This is a genomic window from Amycolatopsis taiwanensis DSM 45107 (assembly GCF_000519205.1).
GTDB classification, from domain to species: domain Bacteria; phylum Actinomycetota; class Actinomycetes; order Mycobacteriales; family Pseudonocardiaceae; genus Amycolatopsis_E; species Amycolatopsis_E taiwanensis.
Genome location: NZ_JAFB01000033.1, coordinates 89,562 through 105,461, shown reverse-complemented (window position 1 = coordinate 105,461; position 15,900 = coordinate 89,562). Strand labels below are relative to the sequence as shown.

Below are 15,900 nucleotides of genomic sequence, written 5' to 3'. Positions count from 1 at the left end.
CCTCACCCTCGGCCAGCCAGCGCCGCCGCCACACATACACCGCATTCTGCGACACCCGCAGCCGTCTGGCGATCTCCGGCACCGCAACCTCCTGGGCCAGCATCTCCGCCGCCTGCAACCGAACCACCTCACGCCGGGCCCGGCCCTCGGCCGTCAGCCCACCACCATCGGGATAACGCACCCGAACCAGATACAGCACCCGACCAGCCAATGTCAGCCCGACACGCCGTGATCAAATCCTGACAATTCAACCTCTGTAGCCGCGGTGTTCGGCCAGCACGTTGACCGAGAAGCCGAGGAACGCGACCCCGCTGATCTGTTCCATGCGGCGGCGGAAGGATGGCCGCCGGATCCGTTCGCTCAGCGCGTGTGCGGCCCCGGAGACCAGCCAGAACCAGATCGCCAGTTCGACGAGGTCCACCGCGGTGAACAGCAGCGTGGTGCCGAAAGCCGGTGCGCCCTGCGGGATGAACTGCGGAATCAGGCTCATGTAGAACACCCCGGCCTTGGGATTGAGCAGGTTGGTCCCAACGCCGGACCGGAAGGCCGCGAGCCACGACCGCGCCGTGTGTTCCTGCGTCACCGAAGAACCCTCCGTGGAGGTTCGGTGACGGGAGCGGACGAGGGCCCAGACGCCCAGCCAGGCCAGATAGGCGGCCCCGGCGAAACGCAGGACATCGTAGGCGAGATGCGAGGCGGTCAGGAGCGCGGTCAGTCCGACGGCCGTGGCGACGCCCCAGGCGAGGCAGCCGACGAGAACTCCGGATGCGGCCGCCAGACCGAAACTTCTGCCCTGCGCCGCGGAGGCTCGTACGACCAGGAGGGTATCCAGCCCGGGGGTGATGTTGATCAGAGCTGCGACCCCCGCGAAAGCCAGAACGGCGCCGATCATTCTTGGGCGCTGTGCGGCAGCGTCGATGTGATCATTCTCGGATGCTATGCCATGACCTCGCCAAGACCGAAGCGTCAGACCTTGATGATCTCGGCGAGGAACGCGTCGATATCGATGCGCTCCTCGCCGATCGGGACGGCCTCGGTGGTCTCGACGAGGAAGTTTTCCGCCTGCACCCGCTCCATCTCCACGACGGCATGACCGTCGGGCGAGTCGAGCTCGATGACCAGGAGATCGATGTCCGGATACACCCGGACGTCGCCGAGCCCGGCCGAGGAGCGCAGACCGTCGTAGAGGAGGTCACGAGCGAAATTCCAGGCCACCCACCGGCCACCTTCCGCGCTGAAGGAGAGCGTGACGGCGTAAGGGTCCTCGGGATCGTATGACCACCTCGAGTAGACGGGCATGTCGAACCCGTCGAACGTGACGTATTGATGCTGGTCCACGATGCGCCTCCGGCATCCTTGGTGTCCTCGTGCCAACAAGCAAACTCGCCTTGGCTGACGGCGTTACGCGGGTTTGGGGTGAATTCCGGGTCGTTTTCGGCGTTGATCACACGCGCCTTCGCGGACCGGAGCGCACCGCTCGCGCCCCGTGCGCGCCCCGTGCGCGATCCGGCCGCGCGCCGGAGTGCAGGATGTTGCGGTGACCCACGACGACTGGGCCGACCAGGACACCGGCCCGATCCGCCGGATTCCCCCGCAGCCGCCCCGCGCGCCCGGCCGGAACCCCGGCGGCCGCGGAAAACCCGCCACGGAGGGAAGAACCGGCGGACCGGGAACCGGTGAAACGAGAGCAGGACGAAGGCCCGCTTCCCGCAGACCACCGGTCCTCGAAGCCGGACACGGTCATGGCCACGGCCACGGCCCGGCGGCTCCCGCGTCCCGCCGGGTCCGCGTGCTGCTCATCTGGTTACTCGTCCCGATCGCGGCGGCCAGCGTTGTGGCCGCGTTGTGGCTCTACCCGTGGGGCACGGCGAAACCCACCAGCGCCTACCAGCAGGGCGTTCCGGTGCAGGGCACCATCACCACCGCGGCCAGCGGGCCGTGCCTGGCCCCGGGGCAGGTGCTCCTCGGCCAGCCCACCGGCGACGAAAAGAGTTGCCTCACCGTCGAAGTCACGCTCACTGACGGTGCCGCGAGCGGGTCGGCCATCAAGCTCACCGTGCCGATAGAACCCAGTACTCCGCGCTTCACCGCCGGCGACAAGGTGGTGCTGGCCTACAACGGCGCCAACCCGCGCGATGCCACTTCCTACCAGCTGGTGGACTTCCAGCGCGGCCTCCCGCTCGCCGTGCTCGCCGCGTTGTTCGCCGCCGCCGTGGTGATCCTCGGACGCTGGCAGGGGCTCGCCGCGCTGGGTGCGCTCGTGCTGAGCTTCGTCGTGCTGGTGCTGTTCGTGCTGCCCGCCATCCTCGCCGGGCGCAGCCCGCTGCTGGTGGCGATCGTCGGCGCGGCCGTGATCATGTTCGTCGTGCTCTACCTCACGCACGGCCTGTCCGCACGGACCTCGGCCGCCGTGCTGGGCACCATGATCAGTCTCGCCCTCATCGGCGCGCTGTCGGCGATCTTCTCGGTCGCGGCGTCCCTGATCGGCCTGGACGAGAGCACGACTACGCTCATCGCCTCGCTCGGGCACGGAATCGACGCACGTGGTCTGTTGCTGGCCGGCATCGTCATCGGCGCTCTGGGCGTGCTTGACGACGTCACCGTGACGCAGACCAGCGCGGTGTGGGAGCTGCGCCGCGCCAACCCGGATCTCGGCTGGCGCCAGCTGTACCGCGCCGGTCTGCGGATCGGGCGCGACCACGTCGGCTCCGCGGTGAACACCCTCGTGATGGCCTACGCAGGTGCGGCGCTGCCGGTGCTGCTGTACTCGTCGATCTCCGGTGTCGGCCTCGGCGCGATCCTCAGCTCCTCGGACCTCGCCGGGGAAATCGTGCGCGCCCTCGCCGGCGGGGTCGGCATCGTGGCGGCCGTGCCGGTCACCACCGTGCTCGCCGCGTTGATCGCGAGCCGTGAGGAAGTTCGCGAAGGCCCAGGCAAACGGCCGGCAAGCCGGCGAACCCCGGTGTGAAGATCAACGTCTCGGTGCGGTACGAAGTGGCAGTGCTGGCCATTCCGCGCTGCCTCTTCCGCATCGCCCACCGAACGCTGAGGGCGGTGCCGAGCCTCACCACCGTCCTGCGCGAGCTCAGGGACGTGGCCGGCTATCTCGAGCGGCTGGCCACCTTCGCCGCGGCGGAGCTACCGGAGATCGTTTACCAGCTGGAGAAGATCCGCGAACAACTGGCCACGATCGAGCGGCGACTCGGCGCCGGCGGTGAGGTCAGTCCAGATGAGCCACAAAGCTGCTCACGGCGTCCATCGTGAACCGCTGGGCGAACCGCCCGGCCGGCGCCGCCGCGGCCAGCCGGTACAGCGGACGGTCGGCCGCCGCGTCCCCCCGTGCTTCCGACTTCAGTTGCGCGACGAGCAGTTCGGAGAACACCATGCCGTTGGCCTCGATGTTGTTCATCAGCGCGTTGGCCAGCCTCCGCAGCGCGAGCACCCCGAGTTCCCGGCCACCGGTGCCGGCGTAGACGGCGAGGTCGACCTTCGCGGCCCGGCTGCGGCGCCGGGCATTGAACAGCAGGCTGATGGTCCGCATCCCGCGCACGTCGGTGACCAGCAGGTCGATGCGCTCGGCCTGGGCGATGTCGACGCGGCGGGTCCGCCATACCCGGACCAGCACCATGCCGTCCTCGAGCCACACCCGGCGGCGCGCGGTGAACACCACAAGGTAACCGAGCAACGCGGCGACCACGACCGCGACGATCAACCCGGTGAGTTCGCCGCCGGCCAGCCCGCCGAAGAACCCGAAAGCCGCGGCGATCACCACGGCGCTGGCCAGGCCGGACACCGCCCGGCGGCGCCGCAGGACGGAACCCTCCTGATGCAGCGGAAGGCGATCCGGGTCAGCTGGCCGGGCAGGCTTCTTCGACTCGTTGCTCGGTTCGGTCACCACTGGTCCACCCTAATCCGCAGTGCCTGATCGGCTGTATCGTGCCGGGGCGCCGCCCCCACGCACTCCCACCGCCCCCGTACGAGGTTCTCACAGAGTGTGGCCATAGACTGCCGCCACCCGATGTGTCACGTCGAGTGGATTCTGGAGGGGCAGGTGCCGACCAACCAGCAGCGCCGGGAAGCCGCGAAGCGCAAGCTCGAACGGCAGATGGTTCGACGGCAGCAGGCGCTGAAACGGCGCCGGATCGTCCAGGCCGGGGTGACCGTCGCAGCCGTCATCGTGATCGCCGGCGTAGTGGTGTATTTCCAGGTCGTGAAGAGCGACGACGGATCGGCCACGGCTTCGCCGTCGTCGTCGGCCGCTCCGCCGATCGACATCCCGACCCAGCGGGTGGTGGAGGCCAAGCGGTCCACCCCGCTGCCGAACCCGACCACGTGCGAATACCCGGCCACGCCGGACCGGCCGGCCGCCAAGCCGGCCAATCCGCCCCAAACCGCGAACATCCCCTCGACCGGCGAGGTGAACGTCACCCTCTCCTCCACCGCGGGCAACCTTCCACTGACGCTGGACCGGTCCCTGGCGCCGTGCACGGTGAACAGCTTCGTGAGCCTCCTCCAGCAGGGCTACTTCACCGGCACCTCGTGTCACCGGCTCAGCACCGAGGGCCTGCAGATGCTCCAGTGCGGCGACCCGGCCGGCACCGGCAAGGGCGGACCCGGCTATTCGTTCAAGGACGAGACCTTCCCGGAACTGACCTATGGCCGCGGCGTCCTCGCCATGGCCAACGCCGGTCCGGACACCAACGGCAGCCAGTTCTTCATGGTCTACGGCGACGCGCAGCTCCCCCCGAACTACACCGTGTTCGGCTCGATCACCGACGCCGGCCTGCAGGTTCTGGACAAGGTCGCGCGGGCAGGCATCGACCCCGCCTCCGCCGCCCAGAGCGCTGACGGCACCGGCGCGCCGAACACCCCGGTCACGTTCACCGGCGGCACCGTCGACAACTAACCCGTGTCCCCGGTCCAGGCACGCGAGTCCCCGGTTCAGGCGCGTGAGTGCCCGGTTCAGCGGTAGGTGAAGCGCGGCGGGCGGCCGTCCAGGAAGGCGGCGACGCCCTCGGCGTAGTCCGGGCCGTGGACCGCCGCTGACCGGATCGCCTCGACCTCGGAGTCGCTTTCCCGCTGCCCGGCGGAGATCTTCTCGATGATCCGGTTCATGCCCCGGATCGAGGCCTGCGAGCGCTGCCCCAGGGTGTCCACAAAGGAGTAGACCTCCGCCTCGAACTCCTCGGCGGTGAACACGTCGTTGACCAGGCCGATCTCGCGCGCCCGCGCGGCGTCGACGAACCGACCCGAGAGCAGCAGGTACCGCGCGTGCGCCGGTCCGATCAGCCCGACCAGCTGGCGGGTGGACCGGAAGTCGTAGACGATCCCGAGTTTTGCCGGGGTGATGCCGAACCGCGCACCCGCCTGAGCGAACCGGAAGTCGCACGCGACCGAGACCTGGCAGCCGCCGCCGACGCAGTTACCCCGGATCATGGCCACGCTCGGCTTGCGCATCTCGGTCAGCGCGGTGACCGCCGCTTCCACCACCTTGTCGTAGGCCGCCGCGCTCTCCGCCGTCGAGCGCAGCCGCCCGAACTCGCTGATGTCCGCGCCCGCCGAGAAGTCCGTCCCAGCACCGGTGAGGACCAGCGCGATGATCTCCGGGTCGGCCTCGACCTCGGCCACCACGTCGGGGATCGCCGACCACATCTGGTAGGTGATCGCGTTCTTCTTCTCCGGCCGGGTGAAGGTCAGCCTGCCGACCCCGCCGTCCCGCTCGAACCGCAGCCCTTCCACCATGATCGAACCCTACGGCCCTGGGCCAAGGTTCAGGAGGCGGAAGTGACTCGGTACACGTCGTAGACGCCTTCAACGCCGCGCACGACCTTGAGCACATGCCCGAGGTGCTTCGGGTCGCCCATCTCGAAGGAGAACCGGCTCACCGCGACCCGGTCCCGCGAGGTCTGGACGGACGCGGACAGGATGTTGACCTTCTCGTCGGCCAGCACCTTCGTGATGTCGGACAGCAGCCGGTGCCGGTCCAGCGCCTCCACCTGGATGGCCACCAGGAACACCGAGTTCTCCGAAGGCGCCCACTCGACCTCGACCAGGCGCTCCGGCTGCGTACGCAGGTCCGCGGCGTTGGTGCAGTCGGTGCGGTGCACGCTGACCCCGCCGCCGCGGGTGACGAACCCGAGGATCTCGTCGCCGGGCACCGGGGTGCAGCAGCGCGCCAGCTTCGCCCACACGTCACCGGCATCCTTCACGATCACGCCCACGTCGCCCGCGCCCCGGCGCCGCGTCACCGTGGACGGGGTGGACCGGGCGGCCAGTTCCTCCTCGGCCTCCTCGACCCCGCCGATCAGGGTGACCAGCCGCTGCACCACGTGCTTGGCGCTGGTGTGTCCCTCCCCCACGGCCGCATACAGCGAGCTGATGTCCGCATGCCGCAACTCGGCCGCGACCGAACCCATGTTCTCCGCGGAGACCAGCCGCTGCATGGGCAGGCCGATCTTGCGGACCTCCTTGGTGATCGCGTCCTTGCCCGCTTCGATCGCCTCGTCCCGGCGCTCCTTGGCGAACCACTGACGGATCTTCGCGCGGGCCTTCGGGGACTTCGCGAAGGACAGCCAGTCCCGGCTCGGTCCGGCGTTCTCGGCCTTCGAAGTGAAGATCTCGACCACGTCGCCGTTTTCGAGCTTGCGTTCGAGCGCGACCAGGCGGCCGTTGACCCGGGCGCCGATACAGCGATGGCCGACCTCGGTGTGCACGGCGTAGGCGAAGTCCACCGGCGTACCACCGACCGGCAGCGTCACCACGTCGCCCTTCGGCGTGAACACGAAGATTTCGCGGGCAGCCAGTTCGTAGCGCAGCGAATCGAGGAACTCGCCGGGATCGGCGGCCTCACGCTGCCAGTCGAGCAACTGCCGCATCCAGGCCATCTCGTCGATGTCGACGGCATTGCCGTTATGGGTGCCCTTGGTCTCCTTGTACCGCCAGTGCGCGGCGATCCCGTACTCCGCGGTGTGGTGCATCTCATGGGTACGGATCTGCACTTCGAGAGGCTTGCCGTCGGGCCCGATCACGGTGGTGTGCAACGACTGGTACACGCCGAACCGCGGCTGCGCGATGTAGTCCTTGAACCGGCCGGGCATCGGCTGCCAGAGCGCGTGCACCACGCCCATCGCCGCGTAGCAGTCGCGCACGTCCTCGACCAGGATCCGCACGCCGACGAGGTCGTGGATGTCGTCGAGGTCGCGGCCACGGACGATCATCTTCTGGTGGATCGAGTAGTAGTGCTTCGGCCGGCCCTCGACCTTCGCGGTGATGCGGGAACTGCCCAGGCTCAAGGTCAGCTCGTCGATCACCTTGCGCAGGTAGATGTCGCGCGAGGGCGCCCGGTCGGCGACCAGGCGGACGATCTCGTCGTACTTCTTGGGCTGCAGGATCGCGAACGCGAGATCCTCCAGCTCCCACTTGACCGTGGCCATGCCGAGCCGGTGTGCGAGCGGGGCGAGTACCTCCAGGGTCTCCTTCGCCTTGCGCGCCTGCTTCTCCGGCGGCAGGAACCGCATGGTGCGCATGTTGTGCAGCCGGTCGGCCAGCTTGATCACCAGCACCCGCGGGTCACGCGCCATCGCGATGACCATCTTGCGGATCGTCTCGGCCTCGGCCGCGGTGCCCAGCTTGACCTTGTCCAGCTTGGTGACACCGTCGACGAGCTGGGCGACCTTGTCGCCGAAGTCCTCGGTCAGCTTCTCCGTCGAGTACCCGGTGTCCTCGACGGTGTCGTGCAAAAGCGCGGCGACCAGCGTGATGGTGTCCATGCCCAGCTCGGCCAGGATGGTCGCCACCGCCAGCGGGTGGGTGATGTACGGGTCGCCGGACTTGCGCCGCTGGTCGCGGTGCAGTTCCTCGGCCACGTCGTAGGCGCGCTGCAGCAGGCTGAGATCGGCGTTCGGGTGCAGCTCGCGGTGGATCACCGCAAGGGGTTCGAGCACCTGCTTCACCGAAGCGGCGCGCTGAGCGGTGATCCGCCGGGCCAGCCGGGCACGCACCCGCCGGGTGGCAGACGGAGCCCTGGTCACGCCGCGCGGCGGCGCATCTTCCGGAGCGGGCGCCGCGGTACCGGTCTCCTGGCTCACCCCCACCTCCTCCGGTTCAGCATCTAGCACGACCAGCGTAACGCCCGCCCGCCGAACAGCCGTAGCTCGGCTGGCGGTCAGGAGGTCAGCAGGGAGTGCACCTTTCGGTCGCGGAGGGTGGCCCGCCCGTCGAGGGCGGCCAGTTCCAGCACCACCGAGATGCCGGTGACGACGGCCCCGGCCTGGTCAAGCAGGCTGCAGGCGGCGGCCACCGTGCCGCCGGTGGCCAGCACGTCGTCGACGACCGCCACCCGGGCGCCGGGGTGGGTGACGCCGGAGGGGAGCTCCAGCGCCGCCGTGCCGTATTCGAGGGCGTAGTCGATCCGGCCGGCGACCGCCGGAAGCTTGCCGGGCTTGCGCACCAGCACCACGCCCAGCCCGCGCGCGTAGCCGACCGCGGCGGCGAGCATGAACCCGCGTGCCTCGACCGCGGCGAGCAGTTCGACGTCCGGATCCACCGTCTCCGCCAGCGCGTTCACCACCGTGGCGAACCCGTCACCATCGGCGAACAGCGGCGACAGGTCACGGAACAGCACGCCGGGTTCGGGAAAGTCGGGGACCTCGCCGATCAGGCCGAGCGCGGCCTCCAGATTCACGGGTCAGCGCTTCCGCTTGCCCGACGGTCGCCCACCGCGCCGGGGAGGCGCCTTCGGCGTTCGCGCCGGCACGCTGGCCGCCGCCGCGAACGCCCGCTCGCGGCGCAGTTCCGCTGCGAGCGCGTCGTCGTCGGCCGGGTCGAACTCTTCTTCGGCCTCGCGCTCGGCGGCCTTGCGGGCCGCGTTCGCGCGCCGCGCACGCACGCGCTCGGCCTGCTGTTTGAACCTCGGGTCACGCATCTTGAAGTCCACCAGCAGCGGGGTCGCCAGGAACAGCGACGACAGCACACCGATCAGCATGCCCGCCAGCTGCACCAGAGCCAGGTCCTGCAGGGTGCCCGAACCGAGCAGGAAGTAGCCGACCACGAGCAGGCCGAGCACCGGCAGCAGGGCGATCACCGAAGTGTTGATCGACCGCATCAGCGTCTGGTTGAGCGCCAGGTTCGCCGTCTCGGCATAAGTACGGCGGGTCAGGCCGAGGATGCCGCGGGCGTTCTCCTTGACCTTGTCGAACACCACCACCGTGTCGTAGAGCGAGAACCCGAGGATGGTCAGCAGGCCGATCACCGTGGCCGGGGTCACCTCGAACCCGACCAGCGAGTAGACGCCGGCCGTGATCACGATGTCGTGCACCAGCGAGATCAGCGCCGCCAGCGCCATCCAGCGTTCGAAGTAGATGCTCAGGAACACCGTCACCAGCACGGCGAAGACCGCGAGCGCGATGAGCGCCTTCTGCGAGATCTCCTGGCCCCAGGACGCGCTCACCGCGCTGTCGCTGATCGCCTGCACACTGGGCTGGCCGTTCGCGGAGACCGGCTGGAGCTGCTCGAACAGCGCCTGCTTGGCCTTCTCGACCGTGGGCGGGTCCAGGGACTCCGACCTCAGCTGCACGTTGGCCGCGTCGCCGACGCCGATCGTCTGCGTCGAGGACAGCTGCTTCCCGGTCGCGTCGGTGAACACCCGGCTCGCCTGCTCCGTGGTGATCACGCCGTGCGTGCCGTGCGCCGGCAGCTGGATCTGCGTGCCGCCCTCGAACTCGATGCCCCAGTTGAAACCGCGGATACCGATCGACGCGATGCACACCAGCACCAGCAGGCCGAAGAAGATGTACCAGCGCTTGCGCTTGCCGACGATGTCGAACGCGCCGGTGCCCACATACAGCCGGTGGAAGAGGGAGCCCGTCTTGGCAGAGCCTTCGCTACTGGCCACGTCACGCCTCCTTCACGGCCGCGGTGGCGGCTTTTCGGGCGGACCGGCGCTCGGCGGCGATGGTCTGCACGCCACCGAGACCGGTGAGTTTCGGGTTGGACAGGAACTTGGATTTCGACGCCAGCGCCACCAGCGGATGCGTCACCAGGAACACCACAACCAGGTCGAGCACGGTGGACAGGCCGAGGGTGAACGCGAAGCCCTGCACGTCGCCGACCGCGATCGCGTACAGCACCGCGGAGGCCAGGAACATGACCCCGTCCGAGGCCAGGATCGTACGCCGCGCCCGCACCCAGCCGCGTGGCACCGCCGACCGGAAGGTGCGGCCGGCCTCGCGTATCTCGTCCTTGAGCCGTTCGAAGAACACGACGAACGAGTCCGCGGTGACCCCGATGGCGATGATGAACCCGGCGACACCGGCGAGGTCGAGGGTGAACCCGATCCACCGGCCGAGCAGTACCAGTACCGCGTAGACGATGGTGGCCGACAGCGCGAGCGACACGATGGTCAGCGCGCCGAGCAGCCGGTAGTAGAACAGGCAGTACACGAACACCAGCACCAGGCCGACTCCGCCGGCGATCAACCCGGCCTCGAGTGAAGCGAGACCGAGCGTGGCGGACACGGTGACCGCGTCGGACGAAGTGAACGACAGCGGCAGCGAGCCGTACTTCAGGACATTGGCCAAGTCCTTGGTCTGCTGCTGGGTGAACTGGCCCATGATCTGGGTGTTGCCGTCCACGATCGCGTTCTGGATGGTCGGCGCCGACACCACCTGCGTGTCCAGCACGAACGCGGCGCGCTGCTGGATGTTCTTGGTGGTGAAGTCGGCCCAGATCTGGCGCCCGGCCGACTTGAACGTCAGGTCGACGGTCCAGCCCGCCTTGTTCTGCGCCGGCGGCGACGACACCGCGTTGTCGATCTCGGTGCCCTCCAGGAAGACCGGGCCGAGCAAGTACTTCTCGGAGCCGTCCTCATTGCAGGTCAGCAGCGGGAGGTTCGGATCGTCGTTGCCGCGCAACGGATCCTGCGTGGGGCAGATGAACGCGGCCAGCGACTGCTGCGCCGCCTGCGACTCCGCCAGGCTGTCACCGCTGCCGGTCACCAGCCCGGTGTCCTGGCGGCTGCCCTTCGCCGCCTGGATCACCGCGGGGTCGGTGGTCACCACGTTCGGCGGGACCGGTGCCGGCGGCGCGGTCGACGTCTGCGCGTCGAGCACCTTGCGGAAGCCCAGCTTGGCGGTCTGGCCGAGCTTCTTCGCCTCGTCGCCCTGCTCGCCCGGCACGGTGATGACGATGTTGCTGCCGTCCAGCAGGACCTCGGTGCCGGCGACGCCGTTGCCGTTGACCCGGCGTTCGATGATCTGGCGCGCCTGGTTGAGCGAGTCCTTCGACGGCGCGGATCCGTCCGGGGTATGGGCGGTCAGCGTTACCCGGGTGCCGCCCTGGAGGTCGATACCCAGCTTCGGGGTCGGCTTTCCACCGCCGGTGAAGAACACCAGCGCGTAGAGCAAGACCACGATGAACACGAAGAAGCCGAGATAGCGTCCTGCGCGGATGCGCCCGGCCGGTGGTGCCACGGTCGTCGTTCTCCTCGAGTGATCCTGCTGATCAACGGTGTGTCCCCCCAGTCACACCGAGACACTACTCGCCACGCGGTGAATGCAGCGTTCACCCCCGGCGTCGCTACGCAACGCCGGGGCCCTGCTCCCGGCTTCGCGGCGAGGCCCCCCGCCGCGACAACGGGCTACTTCTTTCCGTGCTCCAGCGGAGGCGCGATCTCCGGGCCGGGCTTCTCGGTCTCCTCGGCCGAAGCCACCACCGCCGTCTCGGTAGCCGCGTCGTCATCGGCCTCGTCGTGCTCGTCGGTTTCGACCTCCGGCGCGACCTTCTCCCGCACCGCCTGCCGCAGCCACGTGGTCACCACGCCGGGCGCGATCTCGATGTCGATCGTGGTGTCGCTGCTGGTGTCGGCCACCGTGCCGTACAGGCCGGAGGTGGTCATCACGCGGTCACCCTCGACGAGGCTGCTCTGGAGCTGCTGCTGCTCCGCCACGGCCCGCTTCTGCTTGCGGGTACCCATCACCAGCGGAATCGCCACGACGAGCAGGAGGAGCATCGGCAATAGGTACTGGCTCATAATTCTCCTTCGGCGGGCGCCACGCCCGCCTTCCTTCGGTCCTTCTGTCCGGTTGTGCTCTTTCGAGTGTGCCAGCCCTCACCTCGAAGCTCAGCACTCGGGCCGTTCTCGCACGAGCGTAACGCCTACTCGAACAGAATTGCCTGGTCTCCACGACCGTACTCCGGAGGCGGGGGAAGCCCGAGATGCTCCCACGCCGCCGCGGTGGCCACCCGTCCCCGGGGAGTCCGCGCGAGCATGCCGGCACGGACCAGGTAAGGCTCGCAAACCTCTTCCACGGTCGACGGTTCCTCTCCGACCGCGACCGCGAGGGTGGAGACCCCGACCGGGCCGCCGCCGAAGGAGCGCACCAGCGCGCCGAGAACCGCCCGGTCGAGCCGGTCGAGCCCCAGTTCGTCCACGTCGTAGACCTCCAGCGCCGCGCGGGTGATCTCGCGGGTGATCCGCCCGTCGGCGCGCACCTCCGCGTAGTCCCGCACGCGGCGCAGCAGGCGGTTGGCGATCCGGGGCGTGCCCCGCGAGCGGCGGGCGATCTCGGCGCTGGAGGCCGCGTCGATCCCGATGCCCAGGATGGTGGCCGCGCGGCGCACGACCTGGTCGAGTTCGGCTTCGGCGTAGAACTCCATTTGTCCGGTGAACCCGAACCGGTCGCGCAGCGGCCCGGTCAGCGCGCCGGACCGGGTGGTGGCCCCGACCAGCGTGAAGGGCGCGATCTCCAGCGGAATGCTGGTGGCGCCGGGCCCCTTGCCCACCACCACGTCGACCCGGAAGTCCTCCATCGCCAGGTAGAGCATCTCTTCGGCGGGGCGGGCGATCCGGTGGATCTCGTCGATGAACAACACGTCGCCTTCGGCGAGGTTGGACAGCATCGCGGCCAGGTCTCCCGCCCGCTCCAGCGCCGGCCCGGAGGTGATCCGGATCGCCGCGTCCAGCTCCGCCGCGATGATCATCGCCAGGCTGGTCTTGCCCAGGCCCGGCGGGCCGGACAACAGCACGTGATCGGGCGGGACACCGCGCCGCCGCGCGCTTTCGAGCACCAGTTCCAGTTGCTCGCGCACCCGGGGCTGGCCGACGAACTCGGCGAGCCGACGGGGGCGCAGGGTGGTTTCGACGTCCCGCTCGCCCTGTTGCGGCAGCGCGGACAGGGTCTCCTCGGCGTCGGGCCCGTTCACTTACGCCCCAAGGCCTTCAGCGCCGCGCGCAGCACCGCCGGGGTGTCGCCGGACGTACCGTCGGCCAGCACCCGGTCCACCGCCTGCTCGGCCTGCTTCGCCGCGAAACCGAGGCCGGTGAGCGCTTCCACGACCTCGCCCCGGACCGCCCCCGAGGCCGCCGCCGGCACCTGCGGCCCGGCCGCCGCGGTGGCCACGACCTTGTCGCGCAGTTCCAGGGTGAGCCGCTCGGCACCCTTGCGGCCGATCCCCGGCACCTGGGTGAGCACGCCGATGTCGCCGTCGGCGAGCGCGGTGCGCAGCTTGTCGGGATCGAGCACGGCCAGCGCGGCGAGCGCCAGGCGCGGCCCGATGCCGGACACGGTCTGCAGCAACCCGAACAGCTCGCGGGCATCGGCGTCGGCGAAGCCGAACAGGGTCAGTGAGTCCTCGCGCACGACCAGCGCCGTGTGCAGCTGCGTCTGCTCCCCACGGCGGAGCGTGGCGAGCGTGGCCGGAGTGGCCTGCACCGACAACCCCACCCCGCCGACCTCCACCACGACGTGGTCGAGACCGATCGAGAGCACCTCTCCACGCAGCGACGAAATCATCGGTTCCCCTTCGCGTTCCTGGCCGCCGCGGCCAGCCTTGCCCGGTGCGTCCTGGCCAGCTCGGCCGCCCGCGCCTCCGCTTCGGCCAGCCGCGCCCGCATCGGCTCGCGCCACAGGTGGCAGATCGCCAGTGCCAGCGCGTCCGCCGCGTCGGCCGGGCTGGGCGCCTCGGCCAGCTTGAGCAGCCGGGTGACCATGCCGGTGACCTGCGCCTTGTCGGCGCGCCCGGAGCCGGTCACCGCCGCCTTCACCTCGCTCGGCGTGTGGAAGGCGACCGGCAGCCTCCGCCGTGCCGCGGTCAGCGCGACGACTCCCCCGGCCTGCGCGGTACCCATCACAGTGCGCACGTTGTGCTGGCTGAACACCCGCTCCACCGCCACCGCTTCCGGACGGTACCGCTCGAGCCAGTCCTCCACCGCGTCGGCCAGCCGCAGCAGCCTGATCTCCAGCGACGCGTCGACCGGGGTCCGCACGACGTCCACGGCGACACAGGTGACCGTTCGCCCGGTGCCACCGTCCACCACACCCAGTCCACACCGGGTCAGCCCGGGGTCGACACCGAGCACTCGCACCGATTCTCCTTCTCGCCGAACACCTGTTCGGCAGGCTACCCGCCGGCGCCGCGGAAGGCGGGGAGGACGCGCCGCGGCCGGTGGCATGAGTGACCCGTTACTGCCGGCATCCGGCAGTAACGGGCCACTCATGCACAGAGTCCACTATGGACCGTCGACGCCCGGCGTCCAGCTCTCCGGGAGCCCGCTGTCGGTGAGCACGGGCTGCCACTCGGCGAAGCCCTCTGGCGCGTCGGGATCCCACGGCCACTTGCCCTCCGGGGTGGCGACGATGATCTGCACCGCGGGGAAGTCGCCGTCGGGGTAGACGAGGAACGCGCTGCCGAAGTACTCGACGTAGTAACCGCGGTCGACCCGTTCGAAGGTGACCGCCACGCCCTCGAAGAAATCGTCGTAGACCCGCCCCGGGGTGAACACCTCCCCGGTGGCCGCCCGGTCCACGTAGGCGTCGAGCAGGACCGGCGCCACGTTCTCGGGGAGGCCTACGACCACCGCCTCCGGCACCTGGTGCATGGCCCACACACACGCGGTGAAGCAGTAGCCGGAACCCTTGTCGTCCCGGGGAACCCGGATGACGGCGTTGCCCCGCCGTTCGGCCTCGTCGGCGATCCGCTCGAGCAGTTCCTGATCTTCGGGGGCGAGGGCCTCGGTCGTCATGGCGCGCATTCTGCCCGATGGATCGACGCCGGCACAGACCAGTACGGAACTCCCGGCGTGCCCGCACGCCGGGAGTTCCGTGGTGACACCGGTCAGCCGACTTCGGCGAGGATGTCGTCGGAAACGTCGAAGTTGGCGTAGACGTTCTGGACGTCGTCGCAGTCTTCGAGCGCGTCGATCAGACGGAACACCTTCTTCGCGCCTTCGACGTCCAACGGCACGTTCACCGACGGCAGGAAGCTGGCCTCCGCCGACTCGTAGTCGTAGCCCGCGTCCTGCAACGAGGTGCGGACCGCGATCAGGTCCGTCGCCTCCGAGACGATCTCGAAGCTGTCACCGAGATCGTTCACCTCCTCCGCGCCCGCGTCGAGCACGGCCAGCAGGACGTCGTCCTCGGACAGCCCGCTCTTGGGCATGATCACCACGCCCTTGCGGTTGAACAGGTAGGCCACCGAGCCCGGGTCGGCGAGCGAGCCGTTGTTGCGGGTCAACGCGGTCCGCACCTCCGACGCCGCGCGGTTGCGGTTGTCGGTGAGGCATTCGATCAGCACCGCGACGCCGTTGGGGCCGTAGCCCTCGTACATGATCGTCTGCCAGTCGGCGCCGCCGGCTTCCTCGCCGGCGCCGCGCTTGCGCGCCCGCTCGATGTTGTCCTGCGGGACCGAGTTCTTCTTGGCCTTCTGGATCGCGTCGTAGAGCGTCGGGTTACCGTCCGGGTCGCCCCCGCCGGTCCGCGCGGCGACCTCGATGTTCTTGATCAGTCTCGCGAACAGCTTGCCACGCTTGGCGTCGAGGGCGGCCTTCTTGTGTTTCGTGGTCGCCCACTTGGAGTGGCCGCTCATCTCTCCTCCATGCTCTCGTCCTCGAAGAGACTTCGCGGT

At 69.5% G+C, this 15,900-nt stretch carries 18 protein-coding genes; 3 read left to right on the top strand and 15 right to left on the bottom strand.

Annotation, left to right across the window (positions count from 1 at the left end; all coding sequences use genetic code 11):
• From A3CU_RS0125450 to A3CU_RS0125440, 3 genes are all read right to left on the bottom strand, one after another.
• Positions 1-199: helix-turn-helix domain-containing protein (locus A3CU_RS0125450; RefSeq protein WP_027944686.1), on the bottom strand; the 199-nt coding region annotated here is incomplete at its 3' end.
• Between the two features lie 48 nt (positions 200-247).
• Positions 248-892 carry a LysE family translocator gene (locus A3CU_RS0125445; RefSeq protein WP_027944685.1) on the bottom strand — a complete coding sequence of 215 codons (645 nt, stop codon included), beginning with the start codon at positions 890-892 and terminating at the stop codon, positions 248-250.
• 74 nt (positions 893-966) lie between these two features.
• Complete coding sequence (locus A3CU_RS0125440; RefSeq protein WP_342668931.1) at positions 967-1,338, bottom strand: SsgA family sporulation/cell division regulator; 372 nt, start codon at positions 1,336-1,338, stop codon at positions 967-969.
• 199 nt (positions 1,339-1,537) lie between these two features.
• Between A3CU_RS0125440 and A3CU_RS0125435 the strand changes: the two genes are divergently transcribed.
• Both A3CU_RS0125435 and A3CU_RS0125430 read left to right on the top strand, forming a co-directional pair.
• Positions 1,538-2,968, top strand: coding sequence for a YibE/F family protein (locus A3CU_RS0125435; RefSeq protein WP_169739689.1), 1,431 nt, complete (start codon positions 1,538-1,540; stop codon positions 2,966-2,968).
• A complete protein-coding gene (locus tag A3CU_RS0125430) occupies positions 2,965-3,264 on the top strand; it encodes a hypothetical protein (protein WP_245617327.1) in 300 nt (99 codons plus the stop codon). Before A3CU_RS0125435 ends, A3CU_RS0125430 begins: the two co-directional genes overlap by 4 nt.
• On the opposite strand, the gene A3CU_RS0125425 is transcribed toward A3CU_RS0125430, so the two are convergent.
• The gene (locus A3CU_RS0125425; protein ID WP_027944681.1) at positions 3,221-3,898 is read right to left on the bottom strand and encodes a hypothetical protein; all 678 of its coding nucleotides are present in this window, start codon (positions 3,896-3,898) and stop codon (positions 3,221-3,223) included. The two genes, A3CU_RS0125430 and A3CU_RS0125425, sit on opposite strands and share 44 nt — an antisense overlap.
• Positions 3,899-4,051: 153 nt before the next feature.
• Between A3CU_RS0125425 and A3CU_RS0125420 the strand changes: the two genes are divergently transcribed.
• Positions 4,052-4,906: a peptidylprolyl isomerase gene (locus A3CU_RS0125420; RefSeq protein WP_027944680.1), complete on the top strand. Its 855-nt coding sequence runs from the start codon at positions 4,052-4,054 to the stop codon at positions 4,904-4,906.
• A 56-nt stretch (positions 4,907-4,962) separates the two neighbouring features.
• On the opposite strand, the gene A3CU_RS0125415 is transcribed toward A3CU_RS0125420, so the two are convergent.
• The 11 genes from A3CU_RS0125415 to A3CU_RS0125365 all read right to left on the bottom strand — a co-directional run bounded on the left by A3CU_RS0125415 (position 4,963) and on the right by A3CU_RS0125365 (position 15,861).
• Positions 4,963-5,742: an enoyl-CoA hydratase-related protein gene (locus tag A3CU_RS0125415; RefSeq protein ID WP_027944679.1), complete on the bottom strand. Its 780-nt coding sequence runs from the start codon at positions 5,740-5,742 to the stop codon at positions 4,963-4,965.
• A gap of 29 nt (positions 5,743-5,771) precedes the next feature.
• Positions 5,772-8,087 carry a RelA/SpoT family protein gene (locus A3CU_RS0125410; protein WP_027944678.1) on the bottom strand — a complete coding sequence of 772 codons (2,316 nt, stop codon included), beginning with the start codon at positions 8,085-8,087 and terminating at the stop codon, positions 5,772-5,774.
• A gap of 77 nt (positions 8,088-8,164) precedes the next feature.
• On the bottom strand, positions 8,165-8,683 hold the full coding sequence (locus A3CU_RS0125405) for an adenine phosphoribosyltransferase (protein WP_027944677.1): 519 nt from the start codon (positions 8,681-8,683) through the stop codon (positions 8,165-8,167).
• Between the two features lie 3 nt (positions 8,684-8,686).
• Positions 8,687-9,892, bottom strand: a complete 1,206-nt coding sequence (gene secF / locus A3CU_RS0125400; protein ID WP_027944676.1) for a protein translocase subunit SecF — start codon at positions 9,890-9,892, stop codon at positions 8,687-8,689.
• A gap of 1 nt (position 9,893) precedes the next feature.
• A complete protein-coding gene (gene secD / locus A3CU_RS0125395) occupies positions 9,894-11,468 on the bottom strand; it encodes a protein translocase subunit SecD (RefSeq protein WP_027944675.1) in 1,575 nt (524 codons plus the stop codon).
• A 167-nt stretch (positions 11,469-11,635) separates the two neighbouring features.
• On the bottom strand, positions 11,636-12,028 hold the full coding sequence (yajC, locus tag A3CU_RS0125390; RefSeq protein ID WP_027944674.1) for a preprotein translocase subunit YajC: 393 nt from the start codon (positions 12,026-12,028) through the stop codon (positions 11,636-11,638).
• A 125-nt stretch (positions 12,029-12,153) separates the two neighbouring features.
• Positions 12,154-13,200 carry a Holliday junction branch migration DNA helicase RuvB gene (gene ruvB / locus A3CU_RS0125385; protein WP_027944673.1) on the bottom strand — a complete coding sequence of 349 codons (1,047 nt, stop codon included), beginning with the start codon at positions 13,198-13,200 and terminating at the stop codon, positions 12,154-12,156.
• Positions 13,197-13,790 carry a Holliday junction branch migration protein RuvA gene (ruvA, locus tag A3CU_RS0125380; protein ID WP_027944672.1) on the bottom strand — a complete coding sequence of 198 codons (594 nt, stop codon included), beginning with the start codon at positions 13,788-13,790 and terminating at the stop codon, positions 13,197-13,199. Before ruvA ends, ruvB begins: the two co-directional genes overlap by 4 nt.
• Positions 13,787-14,362 carry a crossover junction endodeoxyribonuclease RuvC gene (ruvC, locus tag A3CU_RS0125375; protein WP_027944671.1) on the bottom strand — a complete coding sequence of 192 codons (576 nt, stop codon included), beginning with the start codon at positions 14,360-14,362 and terminating at the stop codon, positions 13,787-13,789. Before ruvC ends, ruvA begins: the two co-directional genes overlap by 4 nt.
• Positions 14,363-14,506: 144 nt before the next feature.
• Positions 14,507-15,019, bottom strand: a complete 513-nt coding sequence (locus tag A3CU_RS0125370) for a DUF4262 domain-containing protein (RefSeq protein WP_043842480.1) — start codon at positions 15,017-15,019, stop codon at positions 14,507-14,509.
• Positions 15,020-15,111: 92 nt separating this feature from the next.
• Complete coding sequence (locus A3CU_RS0125365; RefSeq protein WP_027944669.1) at positions 15,112-15,861, bottom strand: YebC/PmpR family DNA-binding transcriptional regulator; 750 nt, start codon at positions 15,859-15,861, stop codon at positions 15,112-15,114.
• Positions 15,862-15,900: the final 39 nt, after the last annotated feature.

Coding starts and splice junctions, on each gene's coding strand:
- yajC (WP_027944674.1), bottom strand. CDS start 12,028: ATGAGCCAGTACCTATTGCCGATGCTCCTCCTGCTCGTCGTGGCGATT.
- A3CU_RS0125365 (WP_027944669.1), bottom strand. CDS start 15,861: ATGAGCGGCCACTCCAAGTGGGCGACCACGAAACACAAGAAGGCCGCC.
- A3CU_RS0125445 (WP_027944685.1), bottom strand. CDS start 892: ATGATCGGCGCCGTTCTGGCTTTCGCGGGGGTCGCAGCTCTGATCAAC.
- A3CU_RS0125415 (WP_027944679.1), bottom strand. CDS start 5,742: ATGGTGGAAGGGCTGCGGTTCGAGCGGGACGGCGGGGTCGGCAGGCTG.
- ruvA (WP_027944672.1), bottom strand. CDS start 13,790: ATGATTTCGTCGCTGCGTGGAGAGGTGCTCTCGATCGGTCTCGACCAC.
- A3CU_RS0125370 (WP_043842480.1), bottom strand. CDS start 15,019: ATGACGACCGAGGCCCTCGCCCCCGAAGATCAGGAACTGCTCGAGCGG.